Raw genomic sequence first — 20,390 nt, forward strand, 5'->3', positions numbered from 1 at the left:
TCAATAAACAGCAAGTATTTTCATGTCATTTATAAAATTATACCTGGCTCCGGGTAAGGAGAACTCGCTCAAACGTTTACATCCGTGGGTATTTTCGGGCGCAATCCGCAAAGCAGATGGCGAGCCGGAAGAAGGCGAAATTGTAGAGGTTTACTCCAGTAAGCGCGAGTTTTTAGGCATGGGTCATTATGCCCTGGGTTCTATTGCCGTTCGTATTTTCTCTTTCGAGCATGTAGAGCCGGACTATAGTTTCTGGAAAAGCAAAGTGCAGCAGGCCTATGATTACCGCAACCGTTTAGGCTTAATTGATAACCCCGAAACAGATGTTTACCGCCTGATCTATGCGGAAGGCGATGGGGTTCCGGGACTTATAGTTGATATGTACAAAGATACGGCTGTAGTGCAAACGCACTCGCTGGGTATGTACAATGTGCGCGAATTTGTTAGCCAGGCACTACAGGAAATCTATGGTTCTAAGCTGCGTGCCGTGTATGATAAAAGTGCCGAGTCTCTCCCGAAAACATCAGTACCGGATGCTGTGAACGGATACCTGTTCGGAAAATCGGAAGGTGGCGTAGTGGTCACCGAGAATGGCAACAAGTTCTTTATTGACTGGGAAAGTGGCCAGAAAACAGGCTTCTTTATAGACCAGCGTGAGAACCGCGAATTGCTGGCCCGTTACTCCAAAGGCAAGTCTGTCCTCAACACATTCTGCTATACAGGTGGCTTCTCGGTTTATGCGTTAAATGCCAACGCGCAGCTGGTACATTCGGTGGATGTTTCTAAGAAGGCAATTGAGCTGACTATAAAAAACGGTGATCTGAGCAGCGCTCCTGAACGCCATGAAGCCTATGCCGTTGATACCTTCGATTTTCTGAAAGGCAAGGAAGACTTGTATGAGGTGATCGTGCTGGACCCTCCGGCGTTTGCCAAGAGCCAGAAAGTGCGCCACAATGCCGTGATGGGCTACAAGCGCCTGAACGCTGAGGCCATGAAAAAGATAAAACCAGGCGGCATTCTGTTCACTTTTTCGTGCTCACAGGTAGTAGATAAATACCTGTTCAACAATACGGTAATGGCAGCAGCTATTGAAGCGGGGCGTAACATAAAAGTCATGCACCACCTCTCCCAGCCTGCCGACCACCCCATCTCCATCTTCCACCCGGAAGGCGAGTACCTGAAAGGACTGGTGCTGTTTGTAGAATAAGCAGCCATAGTTAGAAAGTTGGGAAGTTAATAAGTTAGAAAGTTAACTAACTATAAAAAATAAGAAGCCGGTGCAAATTATAGTTGCACCGGCTTTCTCTTTTTTGTCATTTCGAATATGCCTGAGACGAGAGTCGAAAGGGACCAGCGTAGCTGTAGAAATCTATTACGGATTCTGAATAGATTTCTCCTTTTGTCGAGATGACAAACAAATATGTGCTGGATCAAGCTATAGTTTACTCCAACACAGATTTTTCTGGCAACTCATTTGGCAGGTCCATGCGGATGCGCCATTCTTTTGGGTAGTAGTTGTTAATACGGTTGCCTATTTGTTTTGCCCAGCCAAGCGGGTGGCCTTTGTATTGAAGCAGTACCCAATCGGTGCCGTGGGTTCCTAAATTGATGTCTTCTTTGCGCAAATAACGGATCGCCTGTTCAAAGTTCAGTTCAATGGCATTAAATGCATCTTTGTTCAGGTGTTGCGACAAGGCCAGTGGTTGCAGTGGTTTTACTTTTTTGCCAGCTACTTCCGCTACCTGTGTGCCGCCATAGATCACGTATAGTTTCTGGTACAATTCGTCGGCCGCTTCGAACAGGTTTTCGGGTAAAGTAAAGATCGTTTCGTTGTGCTGTATCCAGGCTAAATCATCCGGATGCTGAAGCCAGTCCTGCACCAGTGCTTTTTCTTTCTTCCCAGCTTCCTGTAGTTTGTACTTCTTCTTTTTGCCTGAACTATAGTTTTCTTCTTCTGGCGCGCCATTTTTACGCATCACAGCTAAAAAGAAACCCTCGCCCTGCACGGCATGCGGGTAAAAACGGTAGCCTTCCACTCCGTTCAATTCGGAACGTACAATACCCAGGCAATCCTCAAAATTAAGCTTAATACTTTCTGCGTTTTCCTGTTCGGCCAGCCAGGCCATGTTTTCTTCGTTCTCGGCTTCGTTCCAGGTACAAGTGCTGTAAATCAGGATGCCGCCGGGCTTCAGAGCCTGCCAGGTATCGGCCAAAATGCGTTGCTGCCGACGGGCGCAAAGGATCACGTTTTCTTCCGACCACTCTTCTACTGCCTGCGGGTCTTTCCGGAACATACCTTCTCCGCTGCAGGGTGCATCGATCACCATCACATCAAAAAACTCAGGTAAACGGGCAAAATCGCGCGGGTCATTGTTGGTGACCAGTACATTGCCGGAACCCCATTTGGCTATGTTCTCGGCCAGTATAGTGGCACGGCTTTTTATTACTTCATTGGATACCAATAAACTGTCTTTAGAAATAAGGCTGGCCAGGTGGGTAGATTTTCCGCCGGGTGCACCGCAAAGGTCCAGCACATGCAGCGGTTGGTCGAGGTTTATAGTTTGACGGAGTACCTGCTCCAGGAACATAGAGCTGGCTTCCTGCACATAATAGGCACCTGCGTGTAAAAGTGGGTCTAAGGTAAAAGAAGGGCGTTCGGCTAAATAATAACCGGAGTTGGTCCAGGGGACGTGGGGGAAATGTATATTATTCTGAAACTTATGCCGGTTAACCCGGATGCTTACTGGGGGGGCTTGCTGCAGTGACTGTTGGAAGCTGGAGTAATTTTCACCTAACAATCGCTGCATGCGCGTCTCGAAGGTGAGCGGAAGTTTTATCATGGTGCAAATTTACTGATTCCCTGAAAAGCACTTCTATAGTTGCTTTATTTTCAGGTGCAAATATTCTTCTACAATGGGAACATCTGCAGGACACCAACTATAGTTTAACAACTCCTCTATAGTTGCCCAACTATAGGCCTGGTGCTCGGCCAGCAAAATATTCCCGCTTTGCAAACTGCAGGTATACGGAATCAGTTCAATTGTTTTGGAACTATAGCTATGCACTACAGGTGTCAGGCGTTTAAGAGGAACTATAAGCAGATTCAGTTCTTCCTGTATTTCGCGTACCAGAGCAGCTGTTTCGGTTTCACCAATCTCTACCTTTCCACCCGGAAACTCCCACAACAGCGGTTGCGCCATGTAGTTGCTACGCTGTGTTAGCAGCATTTTGTCATCCTGTTCAATAAGGGCACAAACAACACGAATTGCAGGGGTTTCCGGGTGAGGCATCGTCGTTAGTTCCGGCGTGGTAGCACACCGCTTATAGTTAAGCCAATGGCGTTTGCCGAGTAGGTATAATTCTCCTTGTCCTTATAGTTCATGATGGTATAGGAAAGCCCGAAACCACTATAGGCCACTTCGAAGATAGCGCCGGTGCTTGCATCGTAAGAAGCATTACCGCCAAGGCCATCGGTGTTTAATTTCACCGCCAGATGCTTTACCACTCCTGCTCCCAGCCTTATCTTCTCGGTTGCCATCCAGTTGGCTGTAAAATGAAGCGGTACGCGCGTTAAACGGATATGAGCATTGTCGGCGGCGGTCGTAACATATTTGTACCCTACGGTTGCCCGTAAGCGCAGTTGCTCTACTTTCGGGAACTGCAACTCAGCTCCCACTGCCACCAATACACCCTGCCCTGCCTTAATAGATTGCTTATCGCCGGTCGTAAATGTAACGGTTCCCACTTCGTCGCCGCCAAACTCAAAAGCCCCACCCAGTAACAACCGCACAGGTCTGTATTCTGAAGTATTTTCTACGGCAGGCGGTGCCGTTTGGGTTGTATCTGTGGTTTGTGCATTTGCCTGGTAAAAGCAGCCAAGGCCAAAGAGAGAAAGAAGTAAATGTTTCTTCATAGAAGCATAAAAAGGTTAAGTTGAAATTGCCCGGAAAGTAGATAAAATTTTAATTAGTGGTAACCGCTATGAGAAAAATATAAAGCCGTTATAACATTGATTTGGGAGAAAAAAAGCATCTACGGGATCGTGGATGCTACGAGTTTATTTATAACGGATTGGGCTTTGCGGTGGCGTAGCTACCGTAAAGGTTGTGTTGTGGCTTGTTTTTATATTTCTGTAATTAAGATAGTCTGCAAAATAAGTCCCATAAAAGTAAATATGTAGTCGAGAGGATTTAAACTTCTATTGTCCTTTGGAGAAAACCAAGCTGCCATCATAAATTCTTGTCTCGTAATCAAAAGGCTTAAAATTCGAAAAACTGTAAAAATTACAATCATCGCCAATAGGTTTAAGTCATAGTCAGCATACGTACCAATTACAGAATCAAAATCATGATTACTTTTAAGTTTGTCTACTAAATACCATTGAGCTAATCCAATTACTAACCAAATAATTGAAACTGTCGGAATACGCAATCTTTGATAATACATTAAGAACAAGGAGATTGGGCCCGCAAAAGTCAACCAGAGCAAGACCATATTTATGTTCTCTTGTCTCAAAAGGGAGAATTTATATGAAAACCATATAGAAGCTCCGATAATTAGATATAGAGAAATAACAAAATAGTCTACTCTATCAATTCTCGTTTCTTTCATTTTTCAAATTAACCCCAACTACTGTATAGCAGGATTACCTACTCCCGTTATCTGCACTATGTACGTAGTCCCCTACTTCAGCTTCTCTTTCAAAATCTCAAACTCCACCCCCGGCGAAATGCGCTCGTACAGGATCAGGTACACGGCATTGGTGATCGGCATATCTACTTTCAGGGTTTTGTTGAGCTCGTAAATGCTTTTCACAGCGTAGTAACCTTCGGCTACCATATTCATCTCTACCTGCGCCGATTTAACAGAATACCCGCGGCCGATCATGTTACCGAACGTGCGGTTACGGCTGAACTGCGAATAAGCGGTTACAAGCAGATCTCCTAAATACGCGGAGCCGCTCAGGGCACGGTGCTGCGGCATAATAGCATCCAGGAAACGCTCTATCTCGAACATGGCATTGGATACAAGCACCGCTTGGAAGTTGTCGCCATAGTTCAGCCCGCGGGCAATACCGCAGGCAAGCGCTATGATGTTCTTCATTACGGCGCAGTACTCTACGCCGTCCAGGTCGTCTAATGGGTTGGCTTTTACATAGCGGTTGCGCAGCAGCTCACAGAACCGCTCGGCCTTGCTGATATCATGGGAGCCTATGGTTAAGTACGACTGTTTTTCGAGGGCAACTTCTTCGGCATGGCATGGCCCGGCAATAACCAGGTGGTGCGAGCTTGGCACCCCAAACTGTTGCTCCACGTAGTCCGTTATCAGCACGTTCTGGTCTGGTATCATGCCTTTTATCGCCGATATCACTACTTTACCCTGCAGGGCATCGGTTGGCAGGTCGGCCAGGGCTTCCTGCACAAAGGCGGCCGGAACCGCCAGCACCACCCAATCGGCAGCGGCTACCACTGCCTGCAGCTCGGCACTTGGTTTTACATAGTTCAGGTCGAACTGCACACCACTCAGGTAGCGCGGGTTATGCTTATAGTTTATCAGGTGCTGCACATCGTTTCTGTTGCGCATCCACCAGTGTACCTGCGATCTGTTTTCGGAAAGGATCTTAACTATAGCTGTGGCCCAGCTTCCCCCTCCTATAACGGCTATCTTTTCCAAACTTACTTTATTTCGTTACTCTTCGTCTTCCTCAGTTTCCTGCTCTGTTTTACTTAATGATTTGGCATCTTTTACTGTCACCTTGCTGCCATCTTTCAGTGTTTTAGATACCGCTCTGAACGGACCTGACACTACTTTCTGGCCAGCCTTGATACCGCTTACGATCTCGATGTTGTCGAAATCTGAAATGCCGGTCTTTACTTTCTGCGCTTTTACGGTGTTGGTAGCAGCATCATACAGAAACACGATCTCATCTAACTTTACAGCCGGGCGCTTTTCATCTTCTGCTGCATTGGCGTTTGAGGTTTCAGGTTTCTTAGTCGCTTCGTCTTTCTTCTCCTCGGCGCGGGTAGTTACCGCCGACAACGGAACCGACAGGACATTGCTCTTACGCTCGGTTATAATGTCTACAGAAGCTGTCATGCCCGGGCGGAACGGACGCGGGTTCTTTTCTGCCAGGTGGTTGTAAGAGTCGTTGAGTAAGCGGATGCGTACTTCAAATTCGGTAACGGCTTCCAGGGTGGCTGCATCTTTGGCGGTGTTGGCAATAGCAGTTACAATACCCTTGAACTTTTCATCGCGGGTAGCATACGAGTCTACTTCTACCTGCACCGAGTCGCCAAGCGATACCCGGATAATGTCGTTCTCGTTCACGTTAACGCGCACTTCCATGTTGTTGAGGTTGGCAATACGCATAATTTCGGTACCGGCCATCTGAGAAGTACCCACCACGCGCTCGCCACGTTCCACGTTCAATTTCGATACGGTTCCGCTTACCGGAGCGTAAATAGTGGTCTTGTTCAGGTTTTCGCGGGCGTCTTTCAACGATGCCTGGGCATTCTGCACACCAAACTCGGCTGCACGCACACTCTGCTTCAGCGATTCAATTTCCTGCATGCCGGCATTGTAGCTGGAGCGGCTCTGCTCAAATTCAGCTTCCGAGATCACTTTCTGCTCGAACAGCTTTTTGTTACGCTCATAGGCATTTCGTACCTGCACCTGGTTGGCCTGCGCCTGCGCCAGTCTGGCTTTCGCCTGCGATAGGTTAGCACGCGACGAGTTTACAGATGCTTCCTGCGCATCTACAAACGACTGGTAGTTATCCGGACGAATGCGCAGCAGTAACTGGCCTTTCACCACCGAGTCGCCTTCCTCCACGTTAAGCTCTATGATCTCCCCCGATACATCCGGGCTTATCTTCACTTCGGTTTCCGGCTGAATTTTACCGGAAGCACTTACTTTTTCTACGACCTCTGTCTTTTTAGCTTCAGACAGCACCACTTCTACTCCCTCATCTTTCCCTATCCATCCGGCTTTCTTAGCGATAACTATAAAAATGATCAGTAACAATAAAACCCCAATTACAATGGGAAGGAGTCGTTTCGATTTTTTGGCTGCCATAGTTCTATAAGGTAATTTCTTTGCCCTGGTAAAAATCCAGTACTTTCAGTTTAAAGGTGTATTCGTATTTAGCTTGAATTAAATTAGACTGTGCGGTGCGGTAATTGGTCGTGATCACATAAAAATCCACAGTATTGATGACGCCGCTGTTCAGGCGTAGCTCGGCATTTTTATAGTTCTTCTCCAGTGCCTGCACCTGTACTTTGGCGGCTGCATACTTGCGCTGGGCGGCCAGTGCATCCACATACGCCTGCTCTATTGTCTGGCGAAGCTGGTTGCGTTCGGCATCGGCATTTAATTTGGCATTCAGTTGACCCAGTTTAGCACGTTGCACATTGTTTCGGGCAGCAAGGCCATTAAAAATAGGAATAGAAGCCGAGATATAGGCGTTTTTGTTGATGTTGTCCTGGTACTGCTCGATCAGGTTTCGGTCTTCGTAAATGGTCTGTTCCCTTGAAAAAGGAATGAAGAATGTCTGTGTCTGGGTTCCATTCTCGTCCAGGTAAAAGGTTTGTTGCTGTACGCCGGTTATCGTTTCTCTACCGATGCCCCGCTGGCCACCTTTTAAATACCTTGTGTTCAGTCCGGCTCCCAGGCTAATCCGTGGGTAATATGCGCCACGGGCAAAAGCCAGCGCTTTGTCTGCACTTCTGATGCGCAGGTCAGCTGCCTGAATGCCGGGTTGTGTTTTCAGGGCCACATCATACACGGTATTAGGGTCTACCAAAGCAGGCGCTTCATCCGGTTCCGGCACATCTGGTATTACAATGTTAAAGTTTTGTGCCTGCTCATTTTCCAGGTTCAGGATCTGAATAAGCGAAAGGCGCGCTATGTCCCGCTGGTTCTGGGCTGTGATAATGTCCAGGTCATCGGTAGCTAACTGCGATTCCAGGTCAAGTACGGCTACTTCGGCCACACTACCCGCTTTGAAAAGCAGCCGGGTTCTGTCTAACTGCTGCTGGGTTGTGGTGCGCTGTAGTTCCGCTGTTTTAATAAGCTCTTCTGCAAACAGTACATTCAGGTATGAGGTAATGAGCTGCAGTGTAATATCGTTCTGAATAGCCTGTACATCAAACTCGCTGGCCTGCAGGTCGTATTCGTACTGCTTTATCAGGTTCTTCTGCTGGAAGCCCATGAAAAGCGGCATGACCGTGTTGGCCTGAAAATTCGATGTCTGCGAGTTCTCGGTAATAAGGTCGAATGTAACAGGGTTCTGGTAAGAACCGGTGTTGAAACTATAGCTTCCGTTCGAGTTCAGCGTCGGCAACCTGTCCAGTTTCGCCTGCTTCAGGTCTATGGCATTCAGGTCGCGGTTTACGCGGGTTTGTTTTACCTGCAGGTTGTTTTTCTGCGCGTATTCAATAGCTTCCTGCAAAGTCCAGCCGCCCTGGCCCGGGTTGTCCTGGGCTATAGTTGGCGAGGCCAGTAGTACAGAACCCAGCGCAAGGGTCAGCAATAGGTTGGTAGATTTCTTCATAGTCAGGTATAAAAGGGTCGGTTATAGATCGATGTTAGGGATGTAGACCACGTGCTTCACCCAGCTCAGCTGCTTCAGGTATTCGAGGGTAATCGGTTTTATGCCAGAATCCATTTCGATGAACTGGCGGGCCATTTCGTTCTTGCCTTTGCGGGATACGCTCATGGTGGCAATGTTGCAGTCGTCGTGGGCAATCACTGAAGCGATAAAGGCAATGCTACCTTTCACGTCGTCGGCATCAATAATGAGTGTGTGCAGGTTGGCCGAGAAGCTGGCTGTAAAACCATCTACCTCCACGATCTGGATCACACCACCACCACGGCTCTGCCCTATTACTTCTACCTCACGGCCCTGCGCCTTTAAGTTAAGCTTTATGGTATTGGGGTGCATGGTTGAGGCATTGCCCACTGATTTAAAGGTATATTTCAAACCACGCTCTTTGGCATGGTCAAAGGCTTCTTTTATGCGCTTGTCGTCCGTCTTAAAATCCAGCAGGCCGGCAACTATAGCGCGGTCGCTGCCATGGCCTTCGTAGGTGCGGGCAAACGAGTTATAGAATGTAATAATGGCTTCCTCGGGAGCTGCACCCAGAATACGGATGGCGGCACGGGCAATACGTACCACACCGGCTGTATGCGAGCTCGACGGCCCGATCATAACGGGTCCGATCATATCAAAAACACTGCTTTTCTCGGCCATAAAGAAAAATACTTTGAAAGAAAATATCGTAAAAACCAAATTTATGAATAAACTCCCAGTATTTCAGCAACTATAGTATAAATATGGGTTATTTCTACCAACACGGCCTTTTGCACGATCAACCTGCCTTTTTCAGGTGCTGAGCGCAGTCCCATCGGCATGTCTGGTTCAGGAGGCTCCCGAACCGTAATAGACAGGGGCGCCGTATAATATTTCAGATTTCTGATGTTCCGATACATTGATTTTCTTACTTTGCAGGCTTATCGATCTACCCACACAAAAAACCAACCATGGAGCATACCTTTAAACCGGAAGTGCTGGAACAGCTGAAGCGACTGGAAGAAAAGTACGTACCACTTGGCCAGGACCTGGCAGCTTATCTGGAGGGTCTGTACCACACCGATTTCCTGAATTACTGGGATTACATTCACCTGGACACCCTGCTGAGCCTGCAGAACCCGCGCACAACCATTCCGGATGAGAAGATCTTTATCATGTACCACCAGATAACAGAGCTTTACTTTAAGATGTGTCTGGAAGAGTATCGGCAGATTGGTGAGGATAAGGAGATTACTGCTGCTGTGTTAATGAAACGGTTGAAGCGAATTAACCGGTACTTCGATAACCTGATCAACTCGTTTGATGTGATGGTGGATGGCATGGACCCGAAGCAGTTCCTCCAGTTCCGGATGGCCCTGATGCCTGCCAGCGGTTTCCAGTCGGCACAGTACCGCCTCATCGAGATCGCCTCTACGGACCTGCGCAACCTGGTGGCCAAAGACAAACGCGCTGTACTTGGTTTGCAGAGCACCCACGAAGAAATGATCGGCTGCATTTACTGGAAAGAAGGTGCCACCGAAGTAGCCTCGGGCGCCAAAACCCTTACCCTGATCCGGTTTGAAGAGAAATACACGCAGCAACTGATAAACTTTGCCAAAGAATACGAGCAGAAGAATGTGTGGGCCGTGTACAAGCGCCTGCCGGAAGAGGAACAACAGAACGAAAAACTGAAACAGCAGCTGCGCGACCTGGACAGCAACGTGAACGTGAACTGGCCATTGATGCACTATAAATCGGCGGTACGTTACCTGCAGCGCGACCCAGATGTGATTGCAGCTACCGGTGGTACCAACTGGATGAAATACCTGCCTCCAAAATTCCAGAAGCGTATTTTTTACCCCGAGCTTTTCAGTGAACAGGAAATTGACGAATGGGGAAAAGGCTGGGTAACAAAAGTACTGAACGGGGAGATTTAATTGCTGTTGTCGGTGGCTAAATTGTTGTGTTTCTGAATTGTCATTTCGAGCATGAGTGAGAAATCTATTTAAGCTTATAGTTGAGATAGAGCTCATATTACCGAGATAACAAAAAAATATAGTCGAAGACCTTACAGTGCATTTGTGCTGTAAGGTCTTTTTTTATGGTCTGTTGAATTTGCTTTACCTTTGCAGTGTTATTAGCAAACTATAGCTGAGTCAACAATCAGCCACTAACGATCAACAATTAATAATTTTAGCTGAATAAACCATTTAACAATTCAGCCATTTAACAATTAGAGTAAAAGTTTAAGGCTAACTACCTTACCTGTTATTTATGAGAAAAAAAGAACTGGAGCTTGTCCTGGCTCCCGAAGTGGCCTTTGATGCCGCACAGTTAGAGCACGAACTTTTAAAAAGTGCTAAACTCCGCCCTGAAGATGTTAAATTTCTGCACCGCATCAAGCGCTCCATCGACGCCCGCGGACGCCAGGTGTTGGTTCGTGTGAGAGCCGATCTGTATTTAGACACCCCTCCTGCCGATATTATTTCCCCGGTCTATAGTTACCAGGATGTTTCGAAAGAGAAGCAGGTAATTATAGTTGGGGCCGGCCCGGCAGGCTTGTTTGCCGCCCTACGCTGCATTGAGCTTGGCCTGAAACCGATTGTACTTGAACGCGGCAAAGATGTACAGAGTCGCCGCCGCGACCTGGCAGCCATCAACAAAGAGCATATTGTTAACCCGGATTCTAATTATTGCTTTGGCGAAGGTGGTGCCGGTACGTACTCCGATGGCAAACTATACACCCGTTCCAAAAAACGAGGTGACCTCCTCCGCATCCTGCAGATATTTGTGCAGCATGGTGCTACGCCGGACATTCTGTTCGATGCCCACCCGCACATTGGTACCAACAAACTACCCAAGATCATAGCAGCTATCCGGGAGACGGTGCGCGAAGCGGGCGGCGGAGTGCTGTTTGATAAGCGCGTGACCAGTTTTATAGTGGAGCAGGGCGAAATGAAAGGCGTAGTTACGCAGGACGGACAGGAATATACCGGCGAATCGGTGATTCTGGCTACCGGCCATAGTGCCCGCGATATTTTTGAAACACTGCATACTTCCGGCGTAACAATAGAGGCCAAACCTTTTGCGATGGGTGTGCGCGTAGAGCACCAGCAAAGCCTTATCGACAACATACAGTACAAGTGCGAGGACCGTGGAGCGTATTTGCCTGCTTCGTCGTATGCCCTGGTTCAGCAAACGGTTTATAACAACAGGCAGCGTGGTATATTCTCGTTCTGTATGTGCCCGGGCGGGTTTATAGTTCCATCGGCTACTGCTCCCGGCGAGGTGGTGGTAAATGGCATGTCGCCAAGCCGCCGCGACTCTAAGTTTGCCAATTCCGGTATAGTTGTGGCCATAGAGCTGGAAGATATGGAACTGGACAAGTATGGTCCGCTGGCAGGTTTGCACATGCAGCAGGCCCTTGAACAGAAAGCCTGCCAGATGGCTGGTGGAACGCAGGTCGCACCTGCACAGTTACTGCAGGATTTTACCCGTGGCAAAGTAAGCAGCTCATTGCTGGAAACGTCTTATCAACCTGGCCTGGCATCAGTAGACATGAACGAACTTTTCTCGGATGACATGGCCTACCGCCTGCGCGAAGGATTTAAAGGTTTCGGTAATAAAATGCGCGGCTACTTGACCAACAATGCCCAGATAGTAGGTGTTGAGAGCCGTACGTCATCACCGGTGCGCATTCCGCGCGACCGCGATACCCTGGAGCATGTAACAATAAAAAACCTGTACCCTTGCGGCGAAGGAGCCGGTTATGCCGGCGGCATTGTGTCGGCGGCCATGGATGGGGAACGCTGTGCCGAAATGGTGGCAGCCAACGTAAAGCGTGTGCTATAGTTTGTACCGGGTTTAGATAGAGTTGATTTAAAACTAAACTATAGAAGTAGCTGTAAGTAAATAGTATACTTTGTTTTACTTAAAGTAATCGTTATGAAAAAAACAGTGGTTTTGGGAGCGACCGATAATCCCGCCCGCTATGCTTATAAAGCTATACACCGCCTGAGAGAGCACGGCCACGAAGTGGTGCCTGTCGGGATAAAGAACACAACCGTGGAAGGGCTGAAGATCATTACAGACAAAACAGAGCCGGTGCCTGACGTGGATACGGTAACGCTGTATGTGGGGCCGCAGAACCAACCGGTATGGTACGACTATATCATTAACCTGAAACCGAAGCGCATCATCTTTAACCCGGGCACTGAAAACCCGGAACTGGAGCAGCTGGCTGAGGATAATGGCATAGAGGCACTGCACCATTGCACACTGGTAATGCTGGCGAGCAGTACGTATTAAAAATATTTTACCGAAACTATAACCTGCCTTAAAACAGGCCGTATAAATAAGTGTAGATTAAGCAGATGGCATTTGTTGTCTTATGCTTAACATGGAAAAGGGATCTTGAACAGATCCCTTTTTTGTTTTTAGGTATTACACTTCTCTTCGGAGCACTTCCAGCGGCGGCCGGCTCAGGATTCCGCGGCTATTTACAATTCCTATTACAACAGCTAGCAACGTAATGCCAGCAAATACCGGTAGCAACGGCCATAGTTCGGGTACAAAATTGACTTCAAAACTAAATACCGCCAATGCCCAGCTTGCAAATAAGGCCAGCACCACCCCTGTGCCCGATGCCAATGCCCCCAATAGCAAATACTCAAAAGCAGTTATCGTTAAGATCTGTTTCCGGCTGGCCCCCAACGTACGAAGCAAAACGCTCTCCTGCACCCGCTGAAATTTGCTGATGTTAACAGAACCGATCAATACCAGCAGGCCGGTGCTGATGCTGAACAAAGCCATAAACCGAATTACAAAAGAAATTTTGCCCAGTATATCGTCAAGCGTCTGCAAAATCAGGTCTAAATCTATAGCCGATACGTTCGGAAACCGTTGCACCAGGCTGCGCTGAAACTGTGCCGACTGCTCATCTGTTTGGGTACGCGTCATCAGGATATGGAATTGCGGGGCATCTTCTAAGACACCTTTCGGAAAGACGACCAGAAAATTGCTTTGCACGCGGTTCCATTCTATCTCGCGGAGGTGTGCCACGCGGGTTGGCATCAGGGCACCCTGCACGTTAAAGATCAGGGTGTCGCCAAGTTTTACTTTAAGCCGCTCGGCGTATCTGTCTTCCACTGAAATGGGAATGACTTCCGTATCCGGGCTTACTGTGCCCTGCCACTTACCAGCTGCATCCGATTCCGAATCGATCAGCGAATCGCGGTAGGTAACACGGTATTCGCGCGTATAGGCCCAGTCCGGAATGCCTAAAGTGGTATCTTTGCGCACATCTGAGGCTGTCAGGCCATTAATTTCTTCCAGACGCATGGTAACCACCGGCACCAGTTGTTGTACCGGTAAACCCGCCTCTTGGGTCATTTCTACTATGCCTTCTTTCTGCGCTGTCTGAATATCAAACAAAACGAGGTTAGGCTGGTGCTCGCTACTGGAGATGGCCACTTCCGATATCAGCAGGCGCTGCATAAGTACCAGCGTAGCGATCAGGGCCGTACCTAACCCGATGGATACTGTCAGTAAAAGCGTCTGATTGTTAGGCCGGTACAGATTGGCCAGGCTTTGCCGCCATACATAGCCCCAGTTTACCGGGAAAAAACGTTTTACCAGCCACATCATGCCACGCGCCAGCAGGGCCAGCACAATAAAGCCGACAACCACACCACCTGTAAAAGCAAGCGCACGCAGCCAAGTGCCCAGCTGAAAATAAGCAAAGACCAGCACAAAAAACAGGATCAAACTATAGACAGCCAGTCGCAATGGATCTTTCTGGTTAGTGAGGTGCTCTACGCTGGAGCGCAGCGTAATGATCGGGGAAACATTTCGGATACTAAGCAATGGCAACAAGGCAAATAATACCGACACCAGCAAGCCTATACCTATACCTTCTGCTATAGCCACCCAGGATACCGAAACAGTAACTTCTACCGGCAGGAAAGCTTTAAAGAGTTGCGGCAGATAAAGCTGTATCAGGCTTCCGAGTATGGCGCCTATAATAGCCCCGATCAGCCCCATGGCCATTACCTGGAACAAATAAATAAGGAAGGCCTGTTTGCCGCTAACGCCAATGCAGCGCAGCACACCTATAGTTGCCAGTTTTTCGCGGATGTACACATGCACGGCACTTGCCACCCCCACACAACCCAGCAACAGAGCAACAAACCCTACCAAAGCCAGGAAGCTTGCCAGGTCGCTGTAAGCTTTACCAGTACTTTCCTGGCGGCTTTTTACAGTATCAAAGGCTACACCTTCTTCCTCCAGGCGTGGCTCCAGTTTCTTTACCAGTTTGTCAGCGTCTGTGGTAGCAGGCAGTTTAAAGTAGTAGTAATAACTGATGCGGCTGCCTTTCTGCAACAGGCCGGTCTCTTCCAGGTACTCCCGCGGGATATAAACAGCCGGTGCTATAGTTGCCGTTACCGCCGACTGCCCCGGAATTTTGTGGAGTGCACCGGCTATCTCAAAGGTCAGGTTGCCGACACGGATGGAGTCGCCGGGTTTGGTATTGAACTGCAGCAGCAAGGTGTGATCTACCAGCGCGCGACGGCCCTTCCGGAAACTACGGCTGGCTTCTGCTGGTTGTGTTTCGATGGCGCCATAGTACGGAAAACCTCCTTCCAGAGCCCGTACCTGCACCAGCCGCGTACCCTGCGAGGCCTTAAAATATACCATCGACACAAAACGCACTTCGTCGGAGCGGTCACCGCCAATGGAATCTATCAGGGCTGCTATTTCACCTTCCGGTAATTTGTTACTGGCCATTACCAGGTCGGCACCTATAAGCGATTTGGCTTGGCGGTCAATATCCGTCTTCAGGTTATCGCTGAAAGAGTTGATGGCTACCAGTGCAGCTATCCCTAAAACTATAGAGGAGATAAATAATGCCAGCTTGCCACGGTTCCGGCGGCTGTCGCGCCAGGCCATCAGCAGCAGCCAGCGCAGGTTTAGTTTTGGCTTGTCCGGAAGATGTATATAGTTATCAGACACAGGATTATAATGATTGATTGTTAATGAGTAGTGAATAATATTTAATACAAAATGAATAATCAGTCATTCGTCATTAATAATTCTTCATTAGTGCCGTTGCTTCATCTGATACGATGTGCCCACCTTTGATGCGGATGATACGATTTGTTTTTTCGGCCAGCTCGAGGTCGTGGGTTACCAGCACCAGCGTCGTGCCGGCTTCGCGGTTCAGGTCGAAAAGCAGTTGCTCTACGCGGGTTCCGGTTTCTTCGTCCAGGTTGCCTGTAGGCTCATCAGCAAATAGGATGGTTGGTCTGTTAGAGAAAGCCCTGGCGATGCTTACACGCTGCTGCTCCCCGCCGGAAAGTTGTGTAGGGTAATGGTCGTGGCGCTCGGCAAGCCCTACGCGCCCGAGTAATTCCATGGCCTGGCGTTGTACATTTCGTTCGCCGCGCAGCTCCAAGGGCACCATCACATTCTCCAGGGCTGTAAGTGTCGGTATCAACTGAAAGTTCTGGAACACAAAACCGACGTACTTGTTACGCACCTGCGCCCGCTCGTCTTCGCTCATGTCGTCCAGTTTTACGCCGTTCAGTATAACAGAACCTGAGGAGGCTCTGTCGAGGCCCGCGCAAAGTCCCAGCAAAGTAGTTTTACCGCTGCCCGAGGGACCAACTATAGAACAGGTATCACCGGCCTGCAACGAAAAGTTAACTTCGTGCAGCACCGTCAGGTGCCGGTCGCCGGAGTCGTAGGTTTTGGTAAGGTTTTGTATAGCAAGTATAGTTGACACGTTTGTACGGTTTTAATGGATATCAAAGAAAAAAACGCAGGCAGGCAGCCCTATGTTTGGCTAACATCTGATAACTGCTTAAGTTCGTTTAATGTTTAGCGTAGTATAAACTATAAAAGTAAACTAAATAGATTAAAGCGTGAAGATAAATTGTAATTGGATATGGGCTTTGATGCTGAGCACCACCCTGCTTGGCTGCAGCCAGACCGAAACAGCCGACCAGACAGCAACAAAACAGGAAGCCGGTACAGAAAATGGAGCTACTGAGCAGCCATCGGCTAAAAAAGAAGAGATCAAGACCATCCTTTTCTTTGGGAACAGCCTCACCGCAGGTTATGGTCTGGAGCCATCCCAAGCATTTCCTGCCCTTATTCAGGAGCGCATTGATTCGCTGGGGCTGCCTTACAAAGTGGTAAATGCCGGCGTGAGCGGCGAAACATCGGCGGGCGGTAAAAGCCGCATCGACTGGCTGCTGAAAAAACCAGTTGATGTTTTTGTGCTGGAACTGGGTGCAAACGACGGCCTGCGCGGCATTGACACGGAAAGCACCTACAACAACCTGAAAACGATTATCGAAAAGGTGCGGGAGAAGAACCCGGAGGCGGCCATCATACTGGCAGGAATGCAGTTACCGCCAAGCATGGGCCAGAAATACACCCGCGAATTTGGAGAGGTTTTTACCCGATTGGCAAAAGATGAGAAAGTATACCTGATTCCTTTTCTGCTGGATGGCGTAGGCGGCAACCCGGAACTGAACCAGGCGGATGGCATACACCCGACCGTTGAAGGACAGAAGATACTGGCAGATAATGTCTGGGCCATAATGGAGCAGGTAATACTACCAGAAACAGCAGAATAAGAAACGTCAGAAAAAAATTGCATAAATTTTTCTGATTTCTGTAACCCTATCGTTTTGTTCCCGTTAGTATGTATGGCTAAAAGTTGAAAATTATATTTTCATAAACAGATAAAGGCTCCCCAGCAGGGGGAGCCTTTTCTGATTTTAGGGCCTTCCAATTCTCCCCGACAACTATAGTTCAGCACAATTCTAAAATTGGACCGGTCTGCTCTGCTCAGCTATAACTATATATTCTAAACTATAGGTCATGCTTCCTTAACTATAGCTAAGCAATACCAATTGGCTATAGTTTGTGCTAACAGAGTCATTCCCATAATTTTCGATTATCCTTCAAAGGCAAGTTAAAATAGAATTTTATTACCAACTTTTAATTAACTGTTCTGCTACCCCTCCTTTCGTTTCTATTTTTAAGAATCTATGCATAATTCATTAATTTTTATAGTTGACTGTCAGCTATTTATAGTTAGTGACGCTGCTAATTCTAAAAAAAAAGAAGAAATTTATAATTCCTCAGGCAACCTCCCGCCTGTTCCTTACATCTTAGGTTCAGAAGCGCAGCAAAAATGCTGAGACAACTACCAAAAACGAGAGCAGATTATAAGTTAAACTTTTACCCGGCGTGACAGAATCAGAATTGATAGCAGGTTGCCAGCGAGCAGAAAGTAAAGCGCAGAAGGTGCTTTACGAACGCTTTGCCGCCCAGATGTACGGCGTGTGCCTGCGCTACCTTAAAAATGACATGGATGCCGAAGAAGCCTTACTGAACGGGTTTATGAAAATTTACCAGAACATTGACAGGTTTGAGGCCAAAGGTAGTTTTGAAGGATGGGTACGCCGCATAATGGTAAACGAAGCACTTGGCTTTTTAAGGAAAAAAGAACCGCTGCACCTGGCCATAGAAGATGGCTACACGCAGATTGCCGATGCTGGTGGCGCAGACCACGACCTGAACGAAGGCGAACTGTTAGGGTTACTGCACACACTGCCAGCCGGCTACCGAGCTGTTTTTAACTTATATGCTATTGAAGGTTACTCGCATAAAGAAATTGCAGACATGCTGAACATAACTGAAGGAACATCTAAATCGCAGCTGAGCAAGGCCCGCGCCATGTTACAGAAAAGACTAACCGGACAAGAAGCCATTGCCAGCTAAGAAAGGAGAACATACTATGGAACCCGAAGAAATAGATAAATTATTTAATGAGCGCCTTGGCCGCATGGCTCCCACGCCACCCGCCGACCTCTGGAACCGACTGCAGGACCGCATCGAAACAGAAATGCCGCAGCCGAAGCACGAACAAAAGCATCGGTTTGGTTTCTTTTACTATAGCATTGCGGCCGCTATCACCTTGTTATTAGCTGTTGGCGTAGTGTTGAAGTTTAACCAGCCGCAAACGATAGCTAACCAGACTATAGCTCAAACGGAAGTAACAAAACAGCCGACTGATGGAACAATAGCGCAGGAAACTACAACTATACCTGAGCAAACTATAGCTGCCGTTACCCCGGAAGTAGAAACTACAACCGAACCTGAGCGCCCCGCTATAGTTGCAGAACAAGCTACCCCTGCTCCTGTAAAGCAAAGTGCCCCGGCAAAAGCACGTACCAAATCCGAAGAGCGTTGGGTGAAGGTGGAGCCTGCAGCAAATACATCGGCTTTGCTGGCCCAGCAAACTACAAAGCCTGTAACGCCGGAAGCCGAGCCTGAGCAGACAGTGGCCATGCACACGCCCGTTAGCTTTGCCGCTGCCAACAGCGCCGAACCGGTAGAGATCACCATCAAGCGTACGGTGGTAGCAGACGAAACGGCCCTTGCATCTGCCTCAGACAGAGATGACCAGGAATCAACTTCTTTCGAGCGCAAGCAGAAACTGGCCAAAAACATCTTTAAGCAGGTGAAAAATCTATCGAACGGCGAAAGAATTAACCTGGAAGAAGTAGGCATCAACGCCGACAGAATTGCCCTTGAAACCAAGATCGGAAAACAGAAAATCTCAAAAGTAATCAATCTCTAATCCCCTAAAACCATGAAACGAATAGTACTACTTGTCATGGCCATTTTCATGGCCGCAGCTACCGGTGTGTCTGCCAAAGGCGGCCCTACCGTTGCCAACAGACTCGGAACTCAGGATACAATTGTGATAAAAATGGCTAACGGCGCCAAAATGATCCTGCAGCTGAAGAACATGAAACAGCTGGAAGCCTTCCAGAACTATAGCCTCGACTCGCTGATGCGTGAACTGAATGTGTACGTAAAGCAGGTAGATAAAATGGAAGGTGCCACCGCCGCTGACGGCAACCCGAAGCAGATGACCGTGACCTTCAACACCCAGGAAGGTGATGATAAAAACCCGGAGAAAGTAACCGTAATCATCCAGGAGAAAGATGCCAAAGGCAAAGTAACCCAGGAGCAGCGCGAGATCCGCATCAATAAGAACATTAAAATTGATGTGGAAGTGGAAGAAGACGGCGACGATACCGTCGTGCGAATTGACCAGGAGGAAGAAGATACGACCAAATACAAGCTCGTGAACGAACACAAGGCTACCCGCTTCAATTTTGATATAGACCTGGGCCTGAATGCCTTTGTAGATAAAGAAGATGTAGCCTTTGTACCGGACCTGAAGCCAACCGGCTCTCGCTACATCAGCTTAAACTCACACCTGATCTCACAGGTAGGTGGCAGCAAAAGTCCTTTCTACATCGTGTCAGGTCTCGAATTCGCCTTCAACAACTATATGTTCGATAAGAACTACATTATTCAGGATACTGAGAATGATGTAACTGAATTTGTGAAAGTAACCGATGTGAGCTACGAGAAATCGAAACTGGCTACCTCAAGCGTGAACGTACCGCTTATGCCGATGCTAAAGTTTAAGCGCGCTAATGGTAAAGACGGTTTCCATGTAGGTGCGGGTGGTTTTGCAGGTTATCGCCTGGGCAGCCACAGCAAACTGAAATACGAAAACAACGGTGACACAACCAAAGACAAAGACCATGGCGGCTTTAACCTGAGCGACTTCCAGTACGGTGCTACCGGTGTAATCGGATACAACAACCTGAGCCTGTTCGTGAAATACAATATGAACGACCTGTTCAAAGAGAACCGTGGTCCGCAGGTAAATGTCATCAGCTTTGGCCTGCGCCTGCTGAACTAAGATACAACCAGTGAACGGATT

General features: G+C 48.1%; 19 protein-coding genes. 8 read left to right on the forward strand and 11 right to left on the reverse strand.

Annotated elements, in window-relative coordinates:
* Positions 1–22 precede the first annotated feature (22 nt).
* Positions 23–1,207, forward strand: a complete 1,185-nt coding sequence (locus H7F15_RS04205; RefSeq protein ID WP_185195704.1) for a class I SAM-dependent rRNA methyltransferase — start codon at positions 23–25, stop codon at positions 1,205–1,207.
* A gap of 235 nt (positions 1,208–1,442) precedes the next feature.
* On the opposite strand, the gene H7F15_RS04210 is transcribed toward H7F15_RS04205, so the two are convergent.
* The 9 genes from H7F15_RS04210 to H7F15_RS04250 form a co-directional block, all read right to left on the reverse strand.
* Positions 1,443–2,840, reverse strand: a complete 1,398-nt coding sequence (locus H7F15_RS04210; RefSeq protein WP_221626986.1) for an rRNA methyltransferase — start codon at positions 2,838–2,840, stop codon at positions 1,443–1,445.
* A 33-nt stretch (positions 2,841–2,873) separates the two neighbouring features.
* Positions 2,874–3,290 carry a (deoxy)nucleoside triphosphate pyrophosphohydrolase gene (locus tag H7F15_RS04215; protein WP_185195705.1) on the reverse strand — a complete coding sequence of 139 codons (417 nt, stop codon included), beginning with the start codon at positions 3,288–3,290 and terminating at the stop codon, positions 2,874–2,876.
* 5 nt (positions 3,291–3,295) lie between these two features.
* Entirely contained in the window at positions 3,296–3,913 is a 618-nt protein-coding gene (locus H7F15_RS04220) for a hypothetical protein (RefSeq protein WP_255481076.1), read from the reverse strand.
* Positions 3,914–4,122: 209 nt separating this feature from the next.
* The gene (locus H7F15_RS04225) at positions 4,123–4,611 is read right to left on the reverse strand and encodes a hypothetical protein (RefSeq protein WP_185195706.1); all 489 of its coding nucleotides are present in this window, start codon (positions 4,609–4,611) and stop codon (positions 4,123–4,125) included.
* A 72-nt stretch (positions 4,612–4,683) separates the two neighbouring features.
* Positions 4,684–5,673 carry an NAD(P)H-dependent glycerol-3-phosphate dehydrogenase gene (locus H7F15_RS04230; protein ID WP_185195707.1) on the reverse strand — a complete coding sequence of 330 codons (990 nt, stop codon included), beginning with the start codon at positions 5,671–5,673 and terminating at the stop codon, positions 4,684–4,686.
* A 15-nt stretch (positions 5,674–5,688) separates the two neighbouring features.
* Positions 5,689–7,074, reverse strand: coding sequence for an efflux RND transporter periplasmic adaptor subunit (locus H7F15_RS04235; RefSeq protein WP_185195708.1), 1,386 nt, complete (start codon positions 7,072–7,074; stop codon positions 5,689–5,691).
* Positions 7,075–7,078: 4 nt separating this feature from the next.
* Entirely contained in the window at positions 7,079–8,551 is a 1,473-nt protein-coding gene (locus H7F15_RS04240) for a TolC family protein (protein WP_185195709.1), read from the reverse strand.
* A 21-nt stretch (positions 8,552–8,572) separates the two neighbouring features.
* Entirely contained in the window at positions 8,573–9,250 is a 678-nt protein-coding gene (gene sdaAB / locus H7F15_RS04245) for an L-serine ammonia-lyase, iron-sulfur-dependent subunit beta (protein WP_185195710.1), read from the reverse strand.
* Positions 9,251–9,291: 41 nt separating this feature from the next.
* A complete protein-coding gene (locus H7F15_RS04250) occupies positions 9,292–9,489 on the reverse strand; it encodes a hypothetical protein (RefSeq protein ID WP_185195711.1) in 198 nt (65 codons plus the stop codon).
* A 51-nt stretch (positions 9,490–9,540) separates the two neighbouring features.
* On the opposite strand from H7F15_RS04250, the gene H7F15_RS04255 reads away from it, so the two are divergent.
* The 3 genes from H7F15_RS04255 to H7F15_RS04265 all read left to right on the forward strand — a co-directional run bounded on the left by H7F15_RS04255 (position 9,541) and on the right by H7F15_RS04265 (position 12,877).
* On the forward strand, positions 9,541–10,506 hold the full coding sequence (locus H7F15_RS04255; protein WP_185195712.1) for a tryptophan 2,3-dioxygenase family protein: 966 nt from the start codon (positions 9,541–9,543) through the stop codon (positions 10,504–10,506).
* A gap of 337 nt (positions 10,507–10,843) precedes the next feature.
* Positions 10,844–12,421 (forward strand): NAD(P)/FAD-dependent oxidoreductase, encoded by a 1,578-nt coding sequence (locus tag H7F15_RS04260; RefSeq protein ID WP_185195713.1) that lies wholly within the window; start codon positions 10,844–10,846, stop codon positions 12,419–12,421.
* A 93-nt stretch (positions 12,422–12,514) separates the two neighbouring features.
* The gene (locus H7F15_RS04265) at positions 12,515–12,877 is read left to right on the forward strand and encodes a CoA-binding protein (protein ID WP_185195714.1); all 363 of its coding nucleotides are present in this window, start codon (positions 12,515–12,517) and stop codon (positions 12,875–12,877) included.
* Between the two features lie 135 nt (positions 12,878–13,012).
* Here the strand turns inward: H7F15_RS04265 and H7F15_RS04270 are convergent, their stop codons facing one another.
* Positions 13,013–15,580, reverse strand: coding sequence for an ABC transporter permease (locus H7F15_RS04270; protein WP_370523399.1), 2,568 nt, complete (start codon positions 15,578–15,580; stop codon positions 13,013–13,015).
* Positions 15,581–15,653: 73 nt separating this feature from the next.
* Positions 15,654–16,352 (reverse strand): ABC transporter ATP-binding protein, encoded by a 699-nt coding sequence (locus H7F15_RS04275; RefSeq protein WP_185195715.1) that lies wholly within the window; start codon positions 16,350–16,352, stop codon positions 15,654–15,656.
* Positions 16,353–16,491: 139 nt separating this feature from the next.
* On the opposite strand from H7F15_RS04275, the gene H7F15_RS04280 reads away from it, so the two are divergent.
* The 4 genes from H7F15_RS04280 to H7F15_RS04295 all read left to right on the forward strand — a co-directional run bounded on the left by H7F15_RS04280 (position 16,492) and on the right by H7F15_RS04295 (position 20,369).
* Positions 16,492–17,211, forward strand: a complete 720-nt coding sequence (locus H7F15_RS04280; protein ID WP_370523401.1) for an arylesterase — start codon at positions 16,492–16,494, stop codon at positions 17,209–17,211.
* Positions 17,212–17,830: 619 nt separating this feature from the next.
* Positions 17,831–18,364, forward strand: a complete 534-nt coding sequence (locus H7F15_RS04285; protein WP_185195716.1) for a sigma-70 family RNA polymerase sigma factor — start codon at positions 17,831–17,833, stop codon at positions 18,362–18,364.
* A 16-nt stretch (positions 18,365–18,380) separates the two neighbouring features.
* Positions 18,381–19,226 carry a hypothetical protein gene (locus H7F15_RS04290; RefSeq protein WP_185195717.1) on the forward strand — a complete coding sequence of 282 codons (846 nt, stop codon included), beginning with the start codon at positions 18,381–18,383 and terminating at the stop codon, positions 19,224–19,226.
* 12 nt (positions 19,227–19,238) lie between these two features.
* Positions 19,239–20,369: an outer membrane beta-barrel protein gene (locus tag H7F15_RS04295; RefSeq protein WP_185195718.1), complete on the forward strand. Its 1,131-nt coding sequence runs from the start codon at positions 19,239–19,241 to the stop codon at positions 20,367–20,369.
* The last annotated feature ends 21 nt before the right edge of the window (positions 20,370–20,390 follow it).

Source organism: Pontibacter sp. Tf4, assembly GCF_014212495.1.
GTDB lineage: Bacteria > Bacteroidota > Bacteroidia > Cytophagales > Hymenobacteraceae > Pontibacter.

Coding starts and splice junctions, on each gene's coding strand:
- H7F15_RS04205 (WP_185195704.1), top strand. CDS start 23: ATGTCATTTATAAAATTATACCTGGCTCCGGGTAAGGAGAACTCGCTC.
- H7F15_RS04210 (WP_221626986.1), bottom strand. CDS start 2,840: ATGATAAAACTTCCGCTCACCTTCGAGACGCGCATGCAGCGATTGTTA.
- H7F15_RS04215 (WP_185195705.1), bottom strand. CDS start 3,290: ATGCCTCACCCGGAAACCCCTGCAATTCGTGTTGTTTGTGCCCTTATT.
- H7F15_RS04220 (WP_255481076.1), bottom strand. CDS start 3,913: ATGAAGAAACATTTACTTCTTTCTCTCTTTGGCCTTGGCTGCTTTTAC.
- H7F15_RS04225 (WP_185195706.1), bottom strand. CDS start 4,611: ATGAAAGAAACGAGAATTGATAGAGTAGACTATTTTGTTATTTCTCTA.
- H7F15_RS04235 (WP_185195708.1), bottom strand. CDS start 7,074: ATGGCAGCCAAAAAATCGAAACGACTCCTTCCCATTGTAATTGGGGTT.
- H7F15_RS04240 (WP_185195709.1), bottom strand. CDS start 8,551: ATGAAGAAATCTACCAACCTATTGCTGACCCTTGCGCTGGGTTCTGTA.
- sdaAB (WP_185195710.1), bottom strand. CDS start 9,250: ATGGCCGAGAAAAGCAGTGTTTTTGATATGATCGGACCCGTTATGATC.
- H7F15_RS04250 (WP_185195711.1), bottom strand. CDS start 9,489: ATGTATCGGAACATCAGAAATCTGAAATATTATACGGCGCCCCTGTCT.
- H7F15_RS04255 (WP_185195712.1), top strand. CDS start 9,541: ATGGAGCATACCTTTAAACCGGAAGTGCTGGAACAGCTGAAGCGACTG.
- H7F15_RS04260 (WP_185195713.1), top strand. CDS start 10,844: ATGAGAAAAAAAGAACTGGAGCTTGTCCTGGCTCCCGAAGTGGCCTTT.
- H7F15_RS04265 (WP_185195714.1), top strand. CDS start 12,515: ATGAAAAAAACAGTGGTTTTGGGAGCGACCGATAATCCCGCCCGCTAT.
- H7F15_RS04290 (WP_185195717.1), top strand. CDS start 18,381: ATGGAACCCGAAGAAATAGATAAATTATTTAATGAGCGCCTTGGCCGC.
- H7F15_RS04295 (WP_185195718.1), top strand. CDS start 19,239: ATGAAACGAATAGTACTACTTGTCATGGCCATTTTCATGGCCGCAGCT.